Source organism: Candidatus Rhabdochlamydia sp. T3358, assembly GCF_901000775.1.
Lineage (GTDB): Bacteria > Chlamydiota > Chlamydiia > Chlamydiales > Rhabdochlamydiaceae > Rhabdochlamydia.
The window spans coordinates 21,115-43,115 of the sequence record NZ_CAAJGQ010000003.1; the positions used below are offsets into that span (position 1 = coordinate 21,115).

Annotated in this window: 22 protein-coding genes; 8 read left to right on the forward strand and 14 right to left on the reverse strand. The window is 36.6% G+C overall.

The genetic code is table 11. From position 1 onward, the window contains the following. Positions 1 to 280: 280 nt before the first annotated feature. Both RHTP_RS01210 and RHTP_RS01215 read right to left on the reverse strand, forming a co-directional pair. The gene (locus RHTP_RS01210) at positions 281 to 592 is read right to left on the reverse strand and encodes a hypothetical protein (protein ID WP_138106229.1); all 312 of its coding nucleotides are present in this window, start codon (positions 590 to 592) and stop codon (positions 281 to 283) included. A 26-nt stretch (positions 593 to 618) separates the two neighbouring features. After that, complete coding sequence (locus tag RHTP_RS01215; RefSeq protein WP_138106230.1) at positions 619 to 906, reverse strand: hypothetical protein; 288 nt, start codon at positions 904 to 906, stop codon at positions 619 to 621. Positions 907 to 1,219: 313 nt separating this feature from the next. Between RHTP_RS01215 and RHTP_RS01220 the strand changes: the two genes are divergently transcribed. Then, entirely contained in the window at positions 1,220 to 3,271 is a 2,052-nt protein-coding gene (locus RHTP_RS01220) for a hypothetical protein (protein WP_138106231.1), read from the forward strand. On the opposite strand, the gene RHTP_RS01225 is transcribed toward RHTP_RS01220, so the two are convergent. The 10 genes from RHTP_RS01225 to RHTP_RS01270 all read right to left on the reverse strand — a co-directional run bounded on the left by RHTP_RS01225 (position 3,268) and on the right by RHTP_RS01270 (position 14,503). Further along, the gene (locus tag RHTP_RS01225) at positions 3,268 to 3,840 is read right to left on the reverse strand and encodes a YqgE/AlgH family protein (RefSeq protein ID WP_138106232.1); all 573 of its coding nucleotides are present in this window, start codon (positions 3,838 to 3,840) and stop codon (positions 3,268 to 3,270) included. The two genes, RHTP_RS01220 and RHTP_RS01225, sit on opposite strands and share 4 nt — an antisense overlap. A 9-nt stretch (positions 3,841 to 3,849) precedes the next feature. Continuing rightward, positions 3,850 to 5,046 (reverse strand): MlaD family protein, encoded by a 1,197-nt coding sequence (locus RHTP_RS01230; protein WP_138106233.1) that lies wholly within the window; start codon positions 5,044 to 5,046, stop codon positions 3,850 to 3,852. Further along, positions 5,039 to 5,821 carry an ABC transporter ATP-binding protein gene (locus RHTP_RS01235; protein WP_138106234.1) on the reverse strand — a complete coding sequence of 261 codons (783 nt, stop codon included), beginning with the start codon at positions 5,819 to 5,821 and terminating at the stop codon, positions 5,039 to 5,041. The genes RHTP_RS01230 and RHTP_RS01235 overlap by 8 nt, the downstream gene beginning before the upstream one ends. Continuing rightward, positions 5,818 to 6,618 (reverse strand): MlaE family ABC transporter permease, encoded by an 801-nt coding sequence (locus RHTP_RS01240; protein ID WP_138106235.1) that lies wholly within the window; start codon positions 6,616 to 6,618, stop codon positions 5,818 to 5,820. Before RHTP_RS01240 ends, RHTP_RS01235 begins: the two co-directional genes overlap by 4 nt. 156 nt (positions 6,619 to 6,774) lie before the next feature. Beyond that, positions 6,775 to 7,248, reverse strand: a complete 474-nt coding sequence (locus RHTP_RS01245) for a hypothetical protein (RefSeq protein WP_138106236.1) — start codon at positions 7,246 to 7,248, stop codon at positions 6,775 to 6,777. 38 nt (positions 7,249 to 7,286) lie between these two features. Next, on the reverse strand, positions 7,287 to 7,955 hold the full coding sequence (locus RHTP_RS01250; RefSeq protein ID WP_138106237.1) for a hypothetical protein: 669 nt from the start codon (positions 7,953 to 7,955) through the stop codon (positions 7,287 to 7,289). Continuing rightward, positions 7,956 to 8,387 carry a hypothetical protein gene (locus RHTP_RS01255; protein ID WP_138106239.1) on the reverse strand — a complete coding sequence of 144 codons (432 nt, stop codon included), beginning with the start codon at positions 8,385 to 8,387 and terminating at the stop codon, positions 7,956 to 7,958. It lies immediately after the preceding gene. 4 nt (positions 8,388 to 8,391) lie between these two features. After that, positions 8,392 to 9,042 (reverse strand): hypothetical protein, encoded by a 651-nt coding sequence (locus RHTP_RS01260; RefSeq protein ID WP_138106241.1) that lies wholly within the window; start codon positions 9,040 to 9,042, stop codon positions 8,392 to 8,394. Between the two features lie 168 nt (positions 9,043 to 9,210). Further along, a complete protein-coding gene (locus RHTP_RS01265) occupies positions 9,211 to 12,738 on the reverse strand; it encodes a translocation/assembly module TamB domain-containing protein (protein ID WP_138106243.1) in 3,528 nt (1,175 codons plus the stop codon). Between the two features lie 7 nt (positions 12,739 to 12,745). Continuing rightward, the gene (locus RHTP_RS01270; RefSeq protein WP_138106245.1) at positions 12,746 to 14,503 is read right to left on the reverse strand and encodes an autotransporter assembly complex protein TamA; all 1,758 of its coding nucleotides are present in this window, start codon (positions 14,501 to 14,503) and stop codon (positions 12,746 to 12,748) included. A gap of 104 nt (positions 14,504 to 14,607) precedes the next feature. Between RHTP_RS01270 and hemL the strand changes: the two genes are divergently transcribed. The 5 genes from hemL (at position 14,608) to RHTP_RS01295 (ending at position 18,465) form a co-directional block, all read left to right on the forward strand. Then, positions 14,608 to 15,894 (forward strand): glutamate-1-semialdehyde 2,1-aminomutase, encoded by a 1,287-nt coding sequence (gene hemL, locus RHTP_RS01275; RefSeq protein ID WP_138106247.1) that lies wholly within the window; start codon positions 14,608 to 14,610, stop codon positions 15,892 to 15,894. A gap of 96 nt (positions 15,895 to 15,990) precedes the next feature. Then, entirely contained in the window at positions 15,991 to 16,638 is a 648-nt protein-coding gene (locus RHTP_RS01280; protein WP_138106249.1) for a hypothetical protein, read from the forward strand. A 90-nt stretch (positions 16,639 to 16,728) separates the two neighbouring features. Then, positions 16,729 to 17,196, forward strand: coding sequence for an NfeD family protein (locus tag RHTP_RS01285; RefSeq protein ID WP_138106251.1), 468 nt, complete (start codon positions 16,729 to 16,731; stop codon positions 17,194 to 17,196). Further along, the gene (gene floA / locus RHTP_RS01290) at positions 17,189 to 18,169 is read left to right on the forward strand and encodes a flotillin-like protein FloA (protein WP_138106253.1); all 981 of its coding nucleotides are present in this window, start codon (positions 17,189 to 17,191) and stop codon (positions 18,167 to 18,169) included. Before RHTP_RS01285 ends, floA begins: the two co-directional genes overlap by 8 nt. Beyond that, positions 18,169 to 18,465, forward strand: a complete 297-nt coding sequence (locus RHTP_RS01295; protein WP_138106255.1) for a hypothetical protein — start codon at positions 18,169 to 18,171, stop codon at positions 18,463 to 18,465. The genes floA and RHTP_RS01295 overlap by 1 nt, the downstream gene beginning before the upstream one ends. Here the strand turns inward: RHTP_RS01295 and RHTP_RS01300 are convergent. Then, a complete protein-coding gene (locus tag RHTP_RS01300) occupies positions 18,462 to 18,881 on the reverse strand; it encodes a flagellar biosynthetic protein FliO (RefSeq protein ID WP_138106257.1) in 420 nt (139 codons plus the stop codon). The two genes, RHTP_RS01295 and RHTP_RS01300, sit on opposite strands and share 4 nt — an antisense overlap. Before the next feature lie 76 nt (positions 18,882 to 18,957). Here RHTP_RS01300 and RHTP_RS01305 point away from each other — a divergent pair, with 76 nt between their 5' ends. Then, the gene (locus RHTP_RS01305; RefSeq protein ID WP_138106259.1) at positions 18,958 to 19,809 is read left to right on the forward strand and encodes an HAD-IIB family hydrolase; all 852 of its coding nucleotides are present in this window, start codon (positions 18,958 to 18,960) and stop codon (positions 19,807 to 19,809) included. Here the strand turns inward: RHTP_RS01305 and RHTP_RS01310 are convergent. Beyond that, entirely contained in the window at positions 19,790 to 20,704 is a 915-nt protein-coding gene (locus RHTP_RS01310; protein ID WP_138106261.1) for an enoyl-[acyl-carrier-protein] reductase, read from the reverse strand. The genes RHTP_RS01305 and RHTP_RS01310 overlap by 20 nt on opposite strands. A gap of 314 nt (positions 20,705 to 21,018) precedes the next feature. Here RHTP_RS01310 and RHTP_RS01315 point away from each other — a divergent pair, with 314 nt between their 5' ends. After that, complete coding sequence (locus tag RHTP_RS01315; RefSeq protein ID WP_138106263.1) at positions 21,019 to 21,996, forward strand: M48 family metalloprotease; 978 nt, start codon at positions 21,019 to 21,021, stop codon at positions 21,994 to 21,996. The last annotated feature ends 5 nt before the right edge of the window (positions 21,997 to 22,001 follow it).

The following is a 22,001-nucleotide window of genomic DNA, read 5'->3' on the forward strand; positions in this document are numbered from 1 at the left end:
TAAAAATTTCCCTTTTATTTTTTTAGAAGAATTTCTTAAAGTTTCTCTTAAAAAGTCGTATTTCACTAAAAAAACCCTCAAAAGAGCTTAACGTATATTTTTTATAGGGGATTTTCCTGTAAAATAACATATTTCACAATAACAAAAGAAAAACTTTTAATTACACCGATTGCTAAAGCTTTTAGTGTAAATAGAATGGTCTCTGGATATAAAAAGAGGAGCATGTAAAAAAACAGGATGAATCAGCAAAATATTTGTGTTCTTGGCTGCTTCTTTGGATTTATATGTTTTTTGAAGATTCTATCCGTTTTTCGAGAATCTCATCTTCGAGCTTTTTGTCTGTCGCCAACCAAAATCTACGCTCTTCAAGTTTGATCATTTTAGAATCAAGACGCTTTTCAAGCTTATCCACTCTAGGATCAAGGTACTCTTCAAGTTTATTTGCTCTAATTGTAAACTTATCCATTCTAGTTTCTAATCTAGAGATGTGGTTATGGATGTCTGCTCTGATGTCTGCTTTAAATTTTTGTAAGAAGCCGTAAACAAGGCTTACAGCAGCGGCTAACAAAGTTAGAATCGCTAATAGGTCCATTTGATTTACCTTTTAATAGATTGGCTTTACGCGCTTTTTTTACGCTTCATCTGTTCTTCAAGAATTGCATCTTCGAGCTTTTTCCCCGTTGCCAGCCAAAACATACGCTCTTCAAGCTCGTTCATTCTAGCATCAAGGCGCTCTTCAAGCTTATTTGTTCTAGTTTCCAATCTATCAATATGGTTATTGATGTCTTTTTTGTGGTTATTGAGGTCTACTTTGATATCTGCTTTAAAGTTTCGTAAGAAGCCGTAAACAAAACCAATAACGGTTGCAGTAGCGGCCAACGATGTTAGAATCACTGATAGGTCCATTTGACACACCTTTAATCTTAAGGTTGCACTTCCTTCTATATTTTAAGTGTAGCAGATTACATCTTAAGAATGCAAGTGGATGTTGATTTTAAGGCACTTATCAAAGGCTAAATCCTTATAGGTTAAAAACCAGAACTCCGCTATCTTGAGCAGCTATCACTAAAACATCTATTCTTAATCATTTATTTATAACAAATAGCATTTTATAAAACTAAATTAGTATTAAGATGATATTTTTTATAATAATTGAATTAAAATTGGATTATTATTAATAATAAGGCTATATTTAATGATACTATAAATAGGTGTTTGCATGGCTTCTAAAGCTGTTTCTGAATCTGAATTTATTGAAGCGGTGAATTATTTATCGCATCTTATTGAATTAAAGCCTTTTGAAAAAGAAGCTGCAATTAAACCCGGTTTTAACGAACAAGATGATTTGCTAAAAAGGGAAAAGGTTCAGCAGATTTTCCGTACGATTTTAAACTATTTACGAAAGGTCTACGAATCAGACCGCGAGTACTTCCATCCTCAGCAAATGGAAAAATCGGTTTATGCTGTTATGCTTCTAGCAGATGAAGCTGTTAAAAAGTGGGATAGATATACACTGCTTTTTAAGAAAACGCAAGATAGAGAAAGTGTACAGCTTTTAAAAGAGTATCGAGATCTAAAGCAGTTTTTTAAATCAAAGGTCGTTCGTTTTAATAAAAAAGCTCTAGAAATAGGGGTGGAAGAACAGCGTATTACAAATAGTAGTTTCTTAATCAAGGATTTAGAAACAATACGCTCAGATGCTGATTATGAGCTATTATTGCTACGTAAAGAAGAAGGGGGTTATTTTGCACCTTCTGCTTTATTAAGACACATCCTATTAGTGGGACAAAGCGATGAACTCTTATTACATTCTGAATACCAAGAGCTTATTTCTCATTTAAAAGCCACAAAAGATCTACAAGCTCATATGATAGCCCAAGAGATGTTAAAACAGAGTCTTTCCTCTATAGATGATTTTTTTAAACAAGTAAAAGAGTTTAAAACAGAAGAAAGTGTGATTTGCATGAGTAAGGCGTTAATTGCTTTAATGCTAGCTGCAAATCCTTATAATCTAATGAGAAATGATGCAGATAAAGTCTGTGAACAATACTTGGTAGATTTTTGTTTGTTTTTACGTCAGGCTGTTTCTAAGCCAAGGTCTGGCCCCTTAACAGCTTTAATCGATCCTTTATATCATAAACTTTCTTATTTATTATTTACGCAAGCTTGTAGCTATGAAAAAGCTCTTGAATTCATTTTGCAATTGATTGCTATGGGACATAGTAAAAACGAACTGCTTTCAGCTCAAAAAATTCAATTAGATAGCGTTATTCTTTATCAAGATATAGCTATTCGCGCAACTCTTAAAGCATATCCAAGCGGCCCTTTGATGCAAGCTCTAGCTTTGGTAAGAGAACAGCGTTTAGGGCAGGGTTTAGATTTATTTAGCCAAAAAAATTGGCCTATACAAATTTATACAATTCTAACGGATCAATTGAAGATTAGCTGTATGAAGATTGCCTCTATGACTATGCAAACAACTCTAACAGACGCAGAGCTTGTTCCTGAATTTTTAGGTTTTATGCAGATTTTAGCAAAGGAGCAGAATCAGAAATATTTAGTGATTAATTTACAAAATAGATCCTCTTGGCAAGAAAAAGCGCGTTGTACCTGCTTGGAGAAATCTCAATACAAGCAAGAGTTCTCAGATCATTTGGTTGTCATTACTTTTGATAAAGATAGCGACTTTTACCATCAAAGAGAAGGTGGCTCAAATGCTAGTGCTTTCTTATCAAAATGTGCACAAGAGGTGTTAAGTGGGCAGGAGTATGGGTTTTATTTTCCTCCAGCGATAAATAGCAGTCGCTTAACCTTTTTTGTAAATAAAGCTCTTTTATTGGTTCACGAGCTCTTTTTTGATGGAAAGCAAGAATTTTCTCATCAAGATAGATTAGATTATATTGAGATTTTTCATTTCTTTTTGTTTTTGCATATAATAGACCAAACAACTCCAGATATTTTAAGCTTTACTTGCAAAGATGGGGTAGATACAAGCTCTATATTTAGTGCAGAAGTATTTGCTTGGCTACATGTAATGAATCACCCAGAGGGTCTACTCAAATCAAAAAGAGACTTTCTGCTTTACTTATTATATGCTCCCGCAATGACATTAAGAGGACGTAGTATAGATAAAGACAGGATTCAAAGAATGGCTAGTGCGATGCATGTCTTTATTGAAAAACTCAATCATAATGGATTTGTCATTCAAGAAGCTTTTTCTCAGCTATATCAAATGAGCTTTTTTAAGAAGGCAGGCGTACAAGAGGGTTAGTTTAGACTTAAATCTTCTGGAATCATGGATAGGGTGGCATACTTGCCACCCATTTCTCTTAAGATGGTTTGCCAAATCTTTTCTTCTGGTGTATTAAAAATAAACAAAGAGGACGCGGGATGAATGAACCAATTTCCTCTAATGCACTCTCTTTCTAACTGTCCTGGCCCCCAGCCACAATATCCAAAACAGAGACGAATGGCAGGTCCTTGAGAATTTGCAGAGGCTTCTTGTAAAAATTGCAAATCTCCCCCTAAGTAAACACCTTCGCAAAGATTTAGCGTTTGTTCAGGTAGTTCTTGAGATGCGTGAAGCAACATCATTTGGTTGGGTTGAATGGGTCCTCCTGCACAAATATGCACATTTTGATTGCGCAGATCATTTTGGTTGAGAATTTCCTCTGGTAAATCTATTTCCAAACGCTTATTCACAATGAGCCCAAAAGAACCGATAGAGCTGTGTTCACAGAGAATAATGACACTACGGAAGTAAATGCCAGCATCTATGTTTGGGCTTGCAATGAGGAAGAATCCCTTGTTTAAATGTGTATAAGAAAGAGGATCTGCCATAGGGCTCCTTTATTGTGCTTGTATAAGTTCTTCGTTATAAAGGCGCAAGTCATTTGTTAAATCTTCTACCTGACGCATTAGCTCCATAAATTCTTCCTGAAATTGAGAATTATCTAAGATATCTTGCTTCTGAGGATTATATTTGGCTTTGTCGATTAACATAGAAATCCTTGCCATTGAGGTATTCACTAGATCAATCTCAGTAGAAAAATACTCCTTAAAACCTAGCGGGGTATCTAAAGAGTTCATCAGACAAATACGTTGAGCTCTTTGCCTTTGCCAACTTTTGTTAGAGTTAAATAGAAGACCATAATGATTAATATCATTCATCATGGTATCTGCTTTGCCTAAGATAGTTGTTAAGCGCCAATACACATCATCTTGTTTGATTAATTTTCCTAGTGTCCCTGTTCCATATTCAAGATCGTAACTTAAACGATCAAAGGACTCTGCTGCATTTCTAATATGAGCAATAGCTACTCCTGCATTATCAAAGGAGTTATGGGCATTTAACTGATCAATGGCATCAGAAATTAAACTCGCTACACAGGAGAAATTGCTAAGAGCTGTTTTTGTCTCATCTATGATTTCTTTATCTTGAAATTCCTGCAGGGTGGATTTAGCCTGCGTCATAGCATCTGCAAAAGAGTCAGCTGCATTGACAAAAGATTGCTGATTAGCAAAAAACCAGTTGGTAAAGGCATCTGCCTTTTTTTGTAGATCCGCAAAAGCATCTTTTAATTCTATAAAAGCACTCTCAATCGGATCTACCGAATCAGCGTAGATCGGTTGACCGGAAATCAGTTTAGGGATTGTGCCTTTAGGAGGAGCTTTTGGGATAATGGCAATAGATCTTTCTCCTAAAAGGCCCGCTGTTTGCACCATAACTTCATCTGTGTCATATACTTTGACCTTGGAATCGATCTTAAGCACAAGCTGATAGTAGTATAAACGCTGCAGAAGATCGGATAAAGGCTTTTGCCTGGCATTTTGAATTTCTTCAATGGAAGTCACTTCTCCAACGGGCTTACCTGCAAAGAGCACTCGTGTACCCACGTTAATGCGATCAATGTTAGAAAAGCGTACGTATAGAATTTGTTTCCCATCTCCTACGCTAGGCTTTAGGAAGGCAACCATCCAAATAAGAAGAGCGCATGCAACAATGACAAAAACACCGATTAACACACTTTTTGTTTGTTCACCCATGGTTTGCTTTCTCCCTTAGCTTTCTCGGATCTTGCGAAATGCTGTTGTATAAAGATTTAATTAGAGGGTCATCAATTTCTAAAAATTGATCTCGAGGCGCTATATGTGCGATTTTACCATCCCGAATCAACGCTAGACGATCTCCGACGTAGAGCGCTGAAAACATATCGTGTGTAACAACGATACTTGTAGCTTTTAGCTCCTGTTGTGTTTTTACAATGAGTTTATTAATTTCCATAGCAATAATAGGATCTAATCCAGTAGTTGGTTCATCATATAAAATAATTTCCGGTCTATAGACAATTAAGCGAGCCAATGCTGCTCGTTTACGCATGCCTCCGGATAATTCAGAGGGCATTTTTTTCTGTGTGCCCTTTAATCCTACAAGCTCTAGAGCCTGATCTACCTTACCTGCAATTTCTTCAGAGGTGTATTTTTTTTGAGTTAAGGGGTTTATATGTTGGCTTAAGTAAAACCCTACATTTTTTTCCACATTCATGGAGTCAAATAAGGCAGCTCCTTGAAATAACATACCCATATTTGCTACAGATTTAGATAGCTCTTCTTCTTTTAAATTGGTGATACACACTCCATTAATATCCACTGTACCCCTATCTGGTTTTATTAACCCAATGAGGTGTTTGAGTAAAACGCTTTTTCCAATACCTGAAGGTCCTAAAACTACAAGGGTTTCACCTTGGTTTACATCTAGGTTTAAATCAGAAAAAACCACAAGGTCCTTAAAGCTCTTAGATAAGTTGCGAACAGAAATCATATTGAGGTCTCAAAAAGTTCTAAGTGAATTAAATTTAAAACAATAGTCAGAAGGAAATTAACCAGTAAAATAGCGCAATAGGTAATAACCACGCTATTTGTTGTATTTTCTCCTACTCCTGCTGCGCCACCTGATGTGCGCATCCCTTTAAAACAAGAGATCGTCATAATTAGAAAGCCAAAAACACAAGCCTTGGTGATTCCAACCACTAGATCAAAATAGGTCACGTGAATAGGAATAGGATCTAAATAGGTCATAGGAGGCATATGAAAATAGTAAATAGAAAGCAAATAGCCTCCAAAGATCCCCATAAAGATACTAAAAATGGTCAAAAGAGGCATCATAGAGATCCCTGCTATCCAACGAGGAGCTATCAGATAACGGTTAGGATTAACAGCCATGGTCTTTAAAGCATCCACTTGTTCTGTAACACACATAGTTCCCAATTCGGCACACATAGCAGCTCCCACTCTTCCTGTAATCATAAAAGAGGTAAGAACAGGCCCTAGCTCTGTTAACATAGCTTTGGATACCATCAAGCCCGTAACAGAAGCTAATCCCTTATCCGCTAATTGGTAAAAGGACTGCGCCGCTAACACAAGCCCTGTAGAAAATCCAGTAATGGCAACCACCGGCAAAGAGGTCACTCCAATATCGTATAGCTGTTTTAAAATCAGCGAAAGATTCGGTGGTCTCTTGAGAGTTGCTTTAAACACTGCAAGAATTAAAAGGACATAGTCGCCAACAGAGGAAAATATCGTTAATTTAGGCAAAAGGTTTTGCCATCTAGCATTCATAAAAAGTCTATTCTTGAAGTTCGTGAGGTCGATTTTTGCAAGTTTACCCATGAACTGGACTATAAGTAAAAGCGGATTTGGGGTCAAATAAAGATAAGATTAAAAGCTGCAAGCAAGAATAGATTGCAGCTTAAGAGGATAGAAATTTTATGATACTTAATTATATTGCTGTCTTAGCCGTCTTTGAGCTTCTGTTAATACATCTAGGTATTCTTGAATATGAGAACGAGAGGCTTCTTGTTGTAAGTTAGATAAGCGAGTTTTCAATTTTTCAATTTTATGCTCTATTTGAAAAATCTTACCTTGTGACAGCTGACTATGCACTCTTTGTGATCCATCAGCAATATTAGGTATTGCACTTACTACGCCTTTTAAAATTTTTAATGAACCAGAGAGCTCAGCATTTGTAATATTATAATCCAGGAAAGTGTTAAAGAGCGTTGCTATTGCAATAACAGTGGTTGTTAAACCTGTTACTTTAGCTTGAGAGAGGTATTCATTAACTTTTAGACCAACTTGCTTATTTAACGTATCTACGGTTCTTTCGGAATGAGCGTAATTTTGTTGTTTATTTTCTAAATCTGCAATCTGTGCAGTATGTGATAAATGATTGATTGTGGATAAACTCATAAAGTCCTCTATTGTATTTTTTGAATTTTTAGCTAATGCTATGAACTCATGTTCTGTAAAACTCGTGAGAGTTCTTTAATATTATTTGTAAAAACATCTTGGTATTCGATGCTTTTTACTAGAGATCCCTGTCGATATTTTTCAGTATCAAGGTCTTGTTTTGTTTGGGCTTCTTCTGCTTTAAGAATAGCTAAGTTGGCCTCTCTAAGATTTTTCTGTGAATTTACTGTTATTTTCATTGTTCCAATTAGAGAAACGTTAAATAGATTTGGTAATAAACTAGGACAGTAGAACAGCGCTATGGGGATTGCAGCTGTAGCTGCAGCGGTTATTAAATGAGCGGTCCTCCATTGTTCACAGTTATATTCTTGTTCTTCTGCATTATTTGTTATTTTAAGATGTTCAATGCAAAGTTTTTTCATTTGATGAACACTTTCATCTATATGTTTTTCATTGGAATCACTTATGTTTTTTTTAACATGCTCAATCACTGAAACTAAATTAGCTAATAAAAAAAGATAAGAGCCATTAAGAGAAAAAGAGGGCAATTGAGGATTAAGAGAGGTATTCTCTTCTTTTTTGATACAGGCTTTTAAAGTATCTTGAACTTGGGGTGCTGTTTTAAATCCCTTGTCCGTTTCTATTTTTTGCATAGAAAGCATTGGTTGCTTTTCTATGGAAGGCATTTGAGATGAAATAAGAGTCATTTAATTACCATGAATGGATTTAAGTAATTGGATTCTATTTAATAAGGATACATTCTTACATAATTGTTCTGCTTTATCAAGATTTTGTAAAGCTTCTTTTTTATTTTCAATAGAGAGATAACATTCTGCTGCATGAAAATAACCCAAAGGATCTTTTGGATGCAACGAGCAAACCGCCTTCCAGGCTTCAATGGCAGTTTCATATTCTTTTAAAAGCTGCTTGCAACTTGCAAGTCCATGCCAAAAACAGTCAATGAAAGGGTCTGCTATCACTAAATGAGTAAACAAATAGGACGCTTTCATGTATTCCCCGGAAGAATAAAGAACACGGCCTAATGCATAAGCCTCTTTTTTTTCTTCTATAGGTAGATTTTTAAATCTTTTTAGATTAGTTTTATCGTTTTTTAACAAATTTATTTTATTAAAAATCATAGATTTAAACTTTTCTTAAAATATGTTCCATAAATTGACTGCGTCTTCTTTCCGTTTCATGACAGGTTTTTAACAATAAAGTCACTTCTTCTGTCAATTGATGAGACTCAGAAACCGTCTGGGATAATTTAGTAGAGGTACTTTTTTCTATGTAAATTAGCATGTATTTAATTTTAGAAAATTGGGCGGCATCAAAACTGTATAATTGTGGGTCAATACTATCTAGTTTCTCTTGTAAAGAGTTTTTTATATTTTCAAGCTCGTATTCATCAAGTTTATTTTGAGAGGAATTAACGAGTAATTGCTGAAGCTGGTCCACTTCTTTAAAATGATTTATAATGCTCTTTAGTTCAGATTCACTAAATTTATTTTGGTGAAAGTCAGCAATCCATTTAGGATTGTATATGAATAATTGATTGAGCTGATCTCGCACTTCTTTATTATTAGAGAAATCTACTTTATTTGCGCTGGGTTTTTCACTAAATATAGAAGCAAGACTCATAGAGCTATTAAGTATTGCATGTAGGTGCTCAACTTCAGCGGATTTTTTTTTAACTCTTTCTTGAACTTGCCCCTCTGATTTAGCAATAAGGCCCATAAGAGCTCGCTCGGGATCTAAGTATAGATTAGAGTTTAAGGAAATAAGTTCTGCCATATTTTTCCTCTTAATTCTTGCAATTAAATGTTAAATTTTTTTTAACTTTAGTAATTGTAATTTAATATTTAAATCATTTTCTTAATAAGAGGTAAATTTACCCCGCATTAATTATAGATAGAGGAATGATTTTTTAGAAGATCTTTTATTTTTTTAAAAGAACAGTCTCTAATAACTTTTAGTCCATTTGAGCGAAAACTTGCCTTCTTGCTCCTCTTGGGTTTCTGCTTGGAAAACAAACCCGTAGGGAAGTTCTATTTCCACGATGACATGACTACTTGTTGTGCTTTGAGAGAGAGTAATCAGGACACCTTTTGTGAGATACTTGCCGATTTGCAGGGCAACTTCTTCTGTGGAACCAGAAGAGCTGGAGACAAGATTTAAACGATCCACTCCAATAGTTTTACGAATCGTATCGAGTATGTCAGGGCCTGCACTACTAGATATGGCCATTAGAGCGCTAGCGAGTTTACTGGCTTCTGACTGAGAAATATCGCTGATGTCTTTATCAAATAAAACTCGAGATAAGATAGAGCTAGTGGGGAGTTGGGGATTGGATTGGAAGGTGAGTTGTGGGGATTGCAATGGGCCTCTTAATTGTGCAGTTATCACAACATCAGGTAGGGTAAGCTGTCCGCTTAAGCTTAAATAACTGCTGAATTTAGCTGTGTCGTTAAATACGATTTGTCCTTCTGTGAGTTTAAATATTTTTCCTGAGAAAAGGTACTCTCCTTTAATCAGAGATAAAGAGCCATCGGCAATGAAATGTGTATTATCTCCTTTGAGCTTGACTTTTCCTTTCCACTCAGAATTTACGCCTTTACCGCGAACAAAAATTTTGTCATCTGCTGTTAGATCAAAATCGAGTTTTATTGGAAAAAGAGGCTTAGCATCAAAAGTATAGGAAGTAACAGAAGGGGGGATATGTATAAATTTGATTGGTAAAGGTGGTAGATCTGTAGAGAGCTTATCGGGGATTTCAATAGTTGCTTCATCGACATAAAGAGCCCCTTTGGCAAGTCCTTCTAAACGATTTCCGCTTAAGACGACAGATCCGGTAAAAGTTGAATCAAAAACAGGAAATTTTAAGAGGTGGGTATGTCTTAGGGTTGTTTCAAAGAGAAAAGGGAAGTGTTGGTGAACGTTTAAAAGGATATTTCCTGTTGCAGTAACAGTGCCTTCTTCTTGATCATGGGCGGTAAATGAGGTGAGATGTAGCTTATCATTTTCTGCTGCAAGTTTTGCTTGAATATCTCTTAAAGATGTTCCTGTATAGTAATTGTCATAACTGCCTGATTGCCACTCTAGATCACCTTGCAAACGAGGAGAGAGAAGGGTTTGAGAGAAAAAAAGCCGAGTAGAAATCAAGCCTGTAGCATAATGAGAGCCTAATTGCACAAAATCAAAGAGGTTTTCTAATTTCCCTTCTGCAATGAGTTCTGCTGAAAAAGGGGTGTTTTCATCGATTTGTACTTTAAAAGGAAAGAAACTGTATTCGATAGGGATAAAGCCGGAAAAATCGATCATTTCCGCTTCCTTTGTACGCACTTCTACAAAAAATTGCACTTTCTTTTGATGTAAATGCGCTTGTAGGGATCCTTTGGCTAGGACGGGTGTATCTTCATCTTCTTGTAATAAACGAGCTGTTTCAATGACTACATTACAAGCTCCTTCTGCGTTTTCCAAAGTAGCATCAACAGAGCTTTGCATGGAAAGATTCCCTCTTAGAGAAAGATTGCGAGTAATAGGTCGGGCAAATTCCAAAGGAAAATGGGCAATATCACATTTACCTAGCAGGTGGGTTGCGCTTATTTCACCGCTTGCGTAGACATCTCCCTCACCAACCGATAGAGAAAAAGGAGAAAGAGTATAAAGAGAAGGTTGTATTTCTAATTCAAAAGGATAACGCAATACAAAAGGAATATTGAGTAATTGTCCTCTTGCAGAAGTACATTCAAAGGCAAGAAAATGAGGATCAAATCGATAAGATCCTTGTATTTCGCAAAAAAACTCTCCTTCTATATCCCCTCTTGCTTCTAAGCTAAAAGGCCAAACATGATCTTCAGAGCGGGTTTTGAGTTCCAAAACATCAATGGTGCCCAGTGAGGTACGTCCCTGATGAGCAATCAAATGCATATTCCCTTGTATATTTGCAAAAGGATCGTACAACTGGGCGCTATATAAAAGCTCATTTGCATAGTGATTTTGAAAACGGAAGCGGTTTATAGAACCTGAAATAGTAGCTACTTGTACTTGGTCTATTTGGGATAACTTGCACTCTAGTGCGCAGCTTCCATCTAAATCATAGGAAGTAAAAGAGAAAAGTTGAGAGAGCTGATTCACATTTGCAAAAATAGATCCTTCGACAATATTTCTTGTTAGATCCCAGCTGCAAAAGCCTTCCATTTTTGCAGAAGCTCCTGTAAAAAGGGCTTTATCGATAAAAAGTTCTTGGGAAGGAATATATTCTAAAGATGCTTCTGCTCTAAAAGGCAGCTCTTCTATTTGTAGGAAAAGATCTGTATCTGCAAAAAAAGTTCCTTGTTGCATTTTCCCTTGAATAGATCCTTTTAAATTGGCTAATTCCACTCTATTAAACGAGGCTTCAGGCACTATATATTTGGCTTGAAAAACACCAGAATCAAAAGCAGCGTGTGCTTGCAAAGACCCTTCCACTGGATATTTACAGTAAGAGCTAAATAACGATAAATCCTGAGAGTGCAGATCGAATTTAAACCAAGAGGTATCTAGATTAGGGTGCATAACTGCCTCACCACGAATATCTATAGGGGGACTATAGATATGTAGATTATAAATAGAGAGAGTATCAAATTTAGGGACAGAAAAAGAGCAAGCGCATTTCCAATCCCATTGAAACGGTTCAAAACACTTCTCTACTGGCGGAGTTTGTGGTGGAAGATGAGCCTTTAAAAATCCTTGAACAGGCAAAGTGCTTGGATGAGTATCATATAAAAGAGAAGCCCAGCTCGACCATAGTCCTTTTAAAGAAATTTCGCTTAAAAGCTCTTGTTCAAAGAGAGGGCTTTGGATTTTTATATATGCATTGATTTGGTTTCGTCTTTTATTACCTGCAAAGGTCAAATGAAGGATTTCTTTGTCGTTTAGTTTTGAGAGCACAGATGCATCAAAAAAAAATCTTCGTGTATTTTTGAGCATTCCGTTTGCTTGAATTGCTAGATGTAGCGGGTATAAAGAAGGGCAAAAGAAGTCAGAAACATAAGCGTGTTTAACACGAATAGGTATAGGTAGTGAGAACTTCTCTAAGGCTTTGCGTAAATGTATCCTTATTTCATCAATAGATAGGCTAGCGGCAGGAGGAACGCCCTCCATAAAAGTACAGCCCATTTGCTCAACATGCAAATAATCAACCACAAGCTGTCCTCTGATAAGAGGAGTAATAGCAAAACGCAATTTGATCGCTTGGATATTCCAAGATTCGTAAGGGTTGGTAAATAGAGTTGCTTGGTCAATTTGCCAACTAAAAGGCAGTGTACCGCTTAGACCTTTTAATCTAATCTGTATGCCCATTTCATCTAATAGCTTTGTAATTTTTTTTTGAATGATTTCCTGAACCCACTTTGTTTGGATCAATGCAAAAAACAGACAAACCAAAAAGATCAATAGAAAAAGCAATCTAATTATCCAACGCAGCGGAGAAAGAAGTAATTTAAGCATAATTTCTCTAAAATGTTTGACCAATACTTACTAAGATTTTATATACAGAATCTATGTGTTTTCGGCGATCTAAAGGAAAAGCCACATCTAAACGAAAAGGGCCTACAAAAGTAAAATAGCGCAGTCCAAGCCCAATAGACTTAAACCATTTACCGTGCAGAGCCAAGTGTTCATATGTTTGTACGTTACCTAAATCCAAAAAAGGTACGAGTCCAATGGATTTAGTGACTTGAAAACGAAGCTCAAAGTTCAAATAAATAGCAGCTCTGCCACCAATGGGCTTTCTACCTCTAAGGGGACTAACCGTGCGATAGCGATATCCTCTTAAATCCTCATCCGTTCCACCTAAGAGCCTTTTAGGTACAGGAACCTCAGATAAATTATGGCTTAAGATCGAGCCAACTTTTATTTTTTGTGCAAAGACCACTCTATTTTTTTTATCCAATGGCCAGTAAGTGCTTTCGCTAATTTGTTGGTACAAATATTTTTCATTTGTGTCTTTCATATTAAATGTAGGAATTGCAACATATTCTAATGTGATTCCTTTTGTGGGATTTAACAAAGAATTAGTTGTAGTATACCTTAAATAAAGAGGAACTTCCAAAAGCCAAAATTTTCCATTTTCCACACTCTCTGATACATAAAGCATTTCTGGGCGAACCCCATAAGAGAAGCTTACATGCTCATTAAACTTTCTTTCAATTCTTGCTTGTGCGTTATAGGATCTAGAGGAATAAGCATATAAAGAATCGCGTTGTGCTTCTGCTTGTGAGATGAAATCTTGACCTACTTTATAAAAGTCAGGATGCCAATATTTGGCTATCCCCGTTTGAATCATATGGGTGAGATCACCTTGTAGGCTTAAACGCCTTCCCATGCGAGCAATATTGCGGTTTTCCCATCCAAAGGTAACACCAGGGCCAAACACTGTTTGATAGCTTAATCCCATATTGATTGTGCGATGTTTAGCTTCGCTTGTATCAATTTGCATGGGAAGCGAGCCCTCTGCATCGACTTGCCCTTTGTACCTGACGAGCACCGAGCTAAACAATTCAGAATCAATTAATTTAGTTTGTGTTTTTTCCACTAAACGGCTGTCATAAATGTCTCCTTCTTCCCACGCCACTTTATTGCGAAAAAATCGAGATTTTACGCCAGGCGAACCTGTAATGGTAAGGGGACCAAATAGAGCCAATTGTCCGGTTTTAATGTATAAATCAACAGTCACTTCTTTTGTTCTACCATCAGCTACAATTTCTCTACTGCTGATTTCAGCTAAAGGGAATCCATGCTCTGCTAGCAATCTAAGCGTTTTTAATTCAGCATTTAAAACATTACGTGTGTGTATGGGTTTATTTAGCTCAATTCCTAGATGATTTAAGCGCATAAAAGCACAGGTGTCTTCTATATCTGTGTCTAAATGAATATCAAAAGTTTTTAACCGGTAACGAGCACCGGGATAGATAAGTATAGAAACCAGGTTACGATCTAAAGAAGAATGAATTTGAATATCTACTTTTGCTTCATAATATCCATAGGAATGCATAACATTAAGGATAGAAGGAACATCTTCTTCTGCGCGATAGCGTAGAGCGTGAATGGAATTAGGAGGTCGTCTTTTTTGCGAGCTGAGCTGAGAAGCGGATTTTACCGCTTTTAAAAGACGAATATCTTGTATGCCTTCGAATTCCACATTATAACTAATCGCTGCAGAGATAGCTATGGGTAGAAAACAAAAAAAAGTACTTAATTTTTTAAGGAACATATTTTAAATTAGCTAATGTATGATTTTTCAGGTTAGAGATCGATCTATTTCCGTTGCAACTTTTTAAACAAAGAATCCCAAAAAATTTAGTGAAAAGGACTTTTATGGTACTCATGCGGCCTAATACGAAAAAAATCTATACAGAACTCTGTCTTGTTACACCAGGTGGTGTGAATTCTCCCGTTCGTTCTTTTCAAGCAGTAGACTTAATCCCTTTAATTGTTCAGAGGGGAATTGCTGATCAAATCTGGGATATCGATGGCCATAGTTGGGTTGACTTTTGCATGAGCTGGGGAGCTCTTATTTTAGGTCATGCTCCAGCTAATGTTGTGTCAGTTGCCACTGAGCAAATCGCTTGTGGATCTAGTTTTGGCATAACAAATATATATGAAAACCAATTAGCCACAGAGATTATAAACTGCATGCCATCCATCCAGAAAATACGCTTTGTCTCTTCTGGAACAGAAGCTGTTATGAGTGCTATTCGTTTAGCTAGAGGCTATACAGGCCGGAATAAAATCATTAAATTTAACGGTCATTATCATGGCCACAGCGATGCATTGCTTGTCCAAGCTGGATCAGGTGTTCTACATATGCCTACCTCCTCTTCTTTGGGGGTTCCTGATGAGGTTATTTCTCATACCATTTCTCTTGCTTTTAACGATATAGAGACCGCTCGTTGTTTTCTGCAAAAAACTGCAGATATTGCTGCTGTAATCATTGAACCCATAGCGGCTAATATGGGACTTATCCCTGCTAAGGAAGAATTTCTTTTGATGCTAAGAGAAGAAACACAAAAAAAACAAATCGTGCTGATTTTTGATGAAGTAGTCACTGGATTTCGCATAGGACTTAATGGAGCTCAAGGATATTATGGAATTAAGCCAGATCTTACCTGTTTAGGAAAAATCATAGGAGGAGGATTTCCCGCTGCTGCCTTTGGAGGAAAAAAAGAGATTATGGATTGCTTAAGCCCACTTGGACCCGTGTATCAAGCAGGAACCCTTTCAGGTAATCCGGTTGCTATGTGTGCTGGCTTAGAAACCCTTCTTACCTTAAAACAACCTCAGATCTATTCTCATTTGGAAGCATTGACAAATGATTTTTTAAATCCTATTAAAGATCTAATCATAAAAAAAAGTTTACCTATTACTCTGCACCATTTAGGTTCGATGTTTAGCTTTTTCTTTGGAATAACCCAAGTAGAAAACCAAGAAGATTTAAAAAATTTAAATACAGATAGGTTTAAAGATTTTTTTCAATACTTGTTTCACCGTGGGATTTATTTATCACCCTCTGCTTATGAGGTGAACTTCTTATCGCTTGGCCATGCTCAAAAAAATCTAGATAGAGCGCAGGAGGTGATTTTGGATTACTTAAAAAAATCTTGATTTTTGAAATAAAAGATTAAAAAATAGCTCATAAAATGTTATTATCAATTATACTGACTTAATCATCTATTAATTATTTAATGAGGAATGGCTTTTATGTTCCATCCATGTAGCATACAGCATGCTCCTATTGCACAAGGTAGAGTGGAATACAATGCTAATGGGCATACCATTTTTTTGGATCAGAGGCTGGAAAAACTTGCTCCTAATAGTTATAAATTTCTTTCTCTTTGGGGAGAAAGAAATGTTACTATAACTCAAAAGGGCGTTAGTGAAGAAAATAGAAACCTAATGCGGGAAAATGCTATAGCTCAAATAGCCGTTGGTTTGACTGCTTTTGCAGCGAGCTTAAGTTATTGTTCCATGAATTATTTTCCAGCGAGCTTGGCTTCTCTTCCTGTGTGGTTCTTAACTTGTAAGCTTAAAAATTGTGCTAATGAGCGGATAAAAACAAAAGAAGTAGATACAAGTTTAGCAGAAGACTCCTCCATCAAACCAGAAACCTTAAAAGGAGGAATCCTTTTTTATAAAGCTTGCCAAAAGGTGAATCAACAAAAAGATCGAATTTTTTTTACAAATTCTGGAGAAAGTCGATTTTCTGCTCTTGAATCAACGCCTGCTTTAAAAGGGCGCATTACTCAGCTTGAAAAGAAATTAGAAAGTCTTGGAGAGCAATGGGAGTGCACAGAAGCTGATCAAGAAACAATCGATAAGATCGAAAATCTTTTTTATTCTAATGTGTAATTCTCTTAAGAAAGAGGCTTTTTAAAAGGAAGCTTTTTATTCTTGATTAATATAAGATCTTATCTTGAACTTCTTTAAAAGAATAAAATTATGTTGATTAGCTTATTTACGATATTAGGTTTGATTTTCATTTTCTTCGAATTTTTCTTAATCGGTGCTGTATTTGCCGTATTGGGTTCTTTATTTATTATACTAAGCCTAGGTTTATTTTTTTTAAGCAATCCTATTACTTTATCCCTTATCTATTTAGTGGGAACTATCCTTGCTATAATAGGAACATGCAAAGCAGCTCTTTGGTGGATCAAAAGCTCTAAGAGACGAGGAGAATTCTATTTGCAAGATGATCAGGAAGGGTATAGCGCTTCTTTTTTTGATCGTAATTTAGTGGATAAAGAAGGTGTGGCTATTACTGAGTTAAAAACGGCAGGCCATGTGTTGATTGAGAAGAAGCGCTATCAGGCTGTATCAGAAGGTGGATTTATTACAAAAGATGCCTCTATTGTAGTTCTAGGTGGAAGAGGTGCATATTTAATTGTAAAGGAGATAACGAATGGATAGCTTTGATTTAGGTGGGTTTCTACTTGTTTTATGTATTGGAATAGGTGTTTTTGGGTTGATTGTTTTTTTAATGCTCTTTCGTTATGTGGGGTTGTGGTTTCAGGCTTTTGTATCAGGAGCCCCCATTTCTTTATTTAACATTGTTGGAATGAGTTTACGTAAAATTCCCTTACGCATCATGGTAAGTGCTCGTATTACTTCTTATAAAGCTGGATTAAAATCGATTACGGTTTCTGACCTAGAAACCCATTACTTAGCCGGTGGTAATGTATTTAATATTGTGAGAGCCATGATTGCAGCGGATAAAGCAAATATCCCTTTAACCTGGAGACAGGCAACAGCCATTGATTTAGCGGGAAGAGATTTATTAGAAGCGGTAAAGACCTCGGTAAATCCTAAAGTAATCGATTGTCCAGAGCGTGAGCATGGGGAATACATCACAGCTGTTGCTAAAGATGGAATCCAGTTAAAATGCAGAGCGCGAGTTACGGTGCGTACCAATATTCTGCAGCTAGTTGGTGGAGCTACAGAAGAGACAATTATTGCAAGAGTAGGAGAAGGAATTGTAAGCGCAATTGGTGAAGCGTCAACTCATGCAGATGTCTTGGGTTCACCTCAGCGTATATCTCGTCTTGTGCTAGACCGAGGGTTGGATGCGCAGACCGCTTTTGAGATTTTATCCATTGATATTGCAGACATTAGCGTTGGAGAAAATATCGGTGCTATTTTGCGTACAGATTCAGCAAAAGCAGATACAAAGATTGCACAAGCAGAAGCAGAAAAGCGTCGCGCTATGGCTGTTGCTATGGAAGGCGAAATGAGAGTTAAGTTAGTCGAAGCAGAAGCTCAAATTCCTATGGCGATTGCTCAGGCATTTCGTGAAGGGCGTTTAGGGGTTATGGATTATTATCGGTTGAATAACGTACAAGCAGATACGCTCATGCGTAAATCTTTAGCTAAAGAGGAGATTTAATGAGTCAAAATCTGCAGCTTTTATTGTTTCTGTTTCTTGGAATCCTATTGCATATCATTAATGAGATACGAAAATCCCCTAAGCATGAAACTATACAGCCTCCTAAGAAGATTCCCTCCACTAGGGTACATGCAAAGACAACTTCTGTAAAACCTCAGGGGGCGCCTTCTATTTGGGAAAAAGAAGAGGATTCTTTGTTGCTTAAAAGTTCTAGTAGTCGGGGTAAAAGGCTATTAAACCGATCTCGTTTAAGGCAATCGATTCTTACAAGTGAGATTTTAGGTAGAAAATATTAATTCTTTTCTAAGCTGCTAATGTCTTCGCTTGTTAAGGTTCTCACTTCTACTTGTGATTCAGAGATAAGCAAGCGCTTATTGTTTATCTCTACTATGTAAAGCATGGTTTTTGGGCTCAATGTTTTTCTTTCTACAATAGCAAGGGTAGAAGAGCTTCCTCCCATTTTTTTAAAATGTCCTGTTTTAAAACGACGTAGTAGCCATAAAGTTACAAAAAGCAATATAAGAGCTGCAGCAATGGTAATCCACATTCGCGTGAATGAAGCGCTGTCCGGAAAAGGCATTAACTCTTTAGAAACAGAGTAGGGAAGGTCATTTACATGGGGGTCTTGAGAAGGTGTGTTTTCCATTTGAGCAAAAAGAGAAGCACTAGATACACTAAAAACAATGAATAGATATTTGATGGTGTGAAGCATGTTACTCCTTTATGTTGAAGGTTTAGTCTAGAGATTTTCTTAATTTCCAGGTAGTTTTCATTTAAGAGGTTTTTTTATGACAGAGCATTGTGGCTGGTTAGCATTAGATATTGATGGGACTCTAACCGATCAAACGCACATTGTGCCAGAAGAAGTAGTTATTTACTTAAAAGAGCTACATGCTAAAGGATGGGAAGTATTTATTATCACAGGACGCACTCTATCCTTTGCTAGACTAGCATTAGAACTCTTTGATTTTTCTTTTTACCTAGCTGTTCAAAATGGAGCAGATGTTCTTTATACCCCTAATCAAGAATTAGTCATTCGTCATTATTTAAGCCCAAACATTATCCCTACTTTAGAAGCCTTGTGTTCTGAATTTGCAGAGGACTTTCTTGTTTATGCAGGATGGGAAAAAGGAGATTTTTGTTATTACCGGCCTCATCTATTTTCTCAGAAAATTCAAGCACATGTAGATATGATGAAACAGCTTTCCTTAGAGCCTTGGCAAGCTGTTAAGAGCTTTTCTTTTGCTGATCATTTGCGTTTTCCTTTAATTAAATGTTTAGGGACTAAAAAAGAAATGACTCTTATCTATGAAAGTTTAAAAGACGATAAACGCCTATCTATTACTTTGATTCGGGATCCTCTTGCTGAAGGTGTGTATTTAAATTTAATTACACATCCAGAAGCGACAAAAGGAAACGCTTTAAAGAACGTAATTAAGCAAACAGGCAAAATAGGAAAGGTGATTGCAGCAGGAGATGATTTAAATGACATAAGCATGCTAGAAAGAGCTGATATCAAAATTGTCATGCACTCAGCGCCTTTAGAAATGCATGATTTAGCAGATATTATTGCCAAACCCTCTTATCAATATGGAATTATTGAAGCTCTGCAAAAAGCGCTTAGTGAACTGCACCCATAGGATGCAGTGCTTGACTATCAACAGCTATTCCCATAGCATGCATTCCATTGTCCACATAAAGAGTGACACCTGTAATGCCAGAGGCTAAAGGAGACAGAAGAAAAGCAGAGCTATTGCCTATTTCTTCCGCGGATAGATTTTTAACCAAAGGAGCATTAGCTTGAGAATAAGCAATCATATCATCGATAAACCCAATAGCTCGAGCAGCTCTGCTTGCTAGGGGCCCTGCAGAAATTGCATTAACGCGGATTCCCCACTTTCTTCCTGCTTCCCATGCTAGTGTGCGCGTATCGCTCTCAAGTGCTGCTTTGGCAGAACTCATCCCACCACCATAACCTGGTACAACACGCTCAGATGCTAAATAGGTTAAAGTTAGGACTGCCCCATCTGCACTCATAATGGGTCCAAAATACGCAAGTAAACTGATAAAAGAATAACTGGAAGCGCTTAAAGCTGCCAAATACCCTTTTCTAGATGTTTCTAAAAGAGGTTTTTTCACTTCAGGTGCATTAGCTAAAGCATGCACTAGAATATCAATGGTACCGAAATCATCTGCTACATTAGAGGCTACTTCGGAAATGGTGTATCCAGAAGCGTCTTGATAGCGTTTATTTGAGCGAATTTCTTCAGGTACGTCTTCTGGTTTATCAAAAGATGCATCTAAAGGGTATACTTTTAGATACTGCATAAGGCTCCCATCGGAGAGCATACGGGAAGCATCAAATTTTCCTGCATTCCAAGCAGAGGTGAAAATCTTTAAAAGAGGAGTCCAAGTACCGATGATAATCTCAGCGCCTGCTTCTGCAAGCGCTTTAGCAATTGCCCAGCCAAAGCCTTGGTCATCTCCAATTCCTGCAATAAACGCCTTCTTGCCTTTTAGGTTGATCGGAAGCATAAGGAAGTTCCTTTTACGGTTAATTTTTTAACTAAAAAGAAAAGTGTAACAAACTAAGAAAAATTACTCAATCTTTTAAAGAGGAAAAATTGCTCAAAATACTATAAGAAGGGGATTTTAGCTCTTAAAACCACTTGTAAATATATTTTTCATTAAAATAAATTCGAGATTTTAATTATTTTATATTAAATTGTTTTATTAAAAAATTTATTACACTAAACTTAGTGTTTAAAATCTATGGCTTATTGAATTGCTTTAAATGTTAAATTATTGCTATACTAGTTAATCTTTCATTAAATTAACTAAGGATTTTTATGCAAATCGCTTTTCCTCAATGCATTTCTTGTTCTTGGGAATACACTAAATCCACAAGGCCTTATCAGGCATTTGAGACTCTAGCACATAAGGTTATGGACTTTGTGTATCCTGAAAACGAATTAACTAAACGCAGAAGCTTTAAATTTATCCCGAATTTTGTAGTTAATGCTTTAGGATATATGACATATGCTTCAGCATGCCCATCTTATAAAACACTAAAGCCCATAGAATCAGATGCTGATCTCAAGGCTCTAGTAAATGATGTTAATGAGGTGTTTAACGACTTAGTTAGAGTGGTAAAAGAAAAATGCCCTTCGACAAAAAATATGTCATGGGAAATACGCGTAAAAAAAGATAACACGGTTAATGCCTTTTGTTGTCCTGGAGGGAAAGTGGCTATCACAACAGGCATGCTTGAAATGATGAAAGGGCGTGCAATAGGTAACATTACACGAAAAGACCTGATTGCTGCTGTATTAGGTCATGAGATCGTACATGCTGTTGCAGAACATAGTGCTAAGCGTATGCAAATCTCTATTTTTTCAAGTTTAGTCATAAAATGTGCTGCTTATGGGCTCTCTGTTTTGTTTGTTCGCAAGCCAAATGTAGATGAGACTCTAAAAGGAGACGAGAAGAAAAAAGCAGAAGAAAAGCTTGTGAAGAATAGAGAAGATCTTTGCAAAACCATTGAAAGTATTTGTTCAATTCCTGCCTTTTTCCTACAAACAGGTCATAGTCAATTCCATGAATTTGAAGCAGATGAGCTTGGAATAACAATTGCTCATAAGGCTATCTACAACATAGATGCTTCTGTAAGTCTGCAGCAAATGTTCTTAGCTATGAAAGGTCAAAGTAAAGATCAGCAGAAGGGATTGTTGCAAAAAGCTGGAGATGCAATATCTTCACATCCACCTTCTAATGAGCGATTACAAAAGAATCAAGAAACAATTAATAGGCTCAGAGGTTTAGCTTAAAAATT